We start from the raw sequence: 726 nt of genomic DNA on the forward strand, positions 1-726 counted from the left end.
ATGAGTTTTCAATAGGCGATACGTCTGGGTTTACTTCAACTGTAGTAGCGGGAGAGCCTGTTGTTAGCCTTGCCACGACTTTTGAATTTGACCAAGACTTTATAAATGTAGGGGAAACCTTATCGGTTGACGATATTTTCAAGAGTCGAGTGTATGAGAGCTTTATCCCTGTATGGTCAGTCAACAGCCTAGTAATTGAAGGATTTAATGAAACTTCATTCAGCACGAGCAACTTGGAAGTTGGCGATTCTGTCAATCTTAATATCCATGAGATAGATCCAACCAAGCCTAATAATGTTGGGGATAATGCAATTGCTGGAGTTGGTGAAATCGTAATTGGTTATGGTTTTGATCCATCTACAGATCAAGATTTCGATAGTGACGGCATAAAGAATTCGCAAGATTACTTTATCTATGATCCTGCTTGTAGTGCACGCAATCAGGGGAATCCAGATGATTTCGATGGAGATGGAATTCCTAACATAGATGAATTAAATATCGATCTTGCCACACCATCAAATAGCAAAGTTATATCTCACATACGATTGTCCGATAGCGACGGCGATGGTTTATCAGACTCAGATGAATTACTTGCAGGTACGGATCCTCTAAACCCAGATACCGATAATGATAGTAATTCTGACTACTATGAGGTGAAACTTCGTAACTCAGACCCTCTCGATGACACCGATTTTGTGGATCTAAATGATGATCTTGATCAAGACG

The 726-nt window shown here is 40.1% G+C and carries 1 protein-coding gene; it reads left to right on the plus strand.

Features of this window, described 5'->3' with window-relative positions; genetic code table 11:
- A partial coding sequence (locus A3739_RS29490; RefSeq protein ID WP_197472108.1) for a thrombospondin type 3 repeat-containing protein occupies positions 1-726 on the plus strand: 726 nt, incomplete at both ends.

Source organism: Oleiphilus sp. HI0067, from assembly GCF_001635735.1.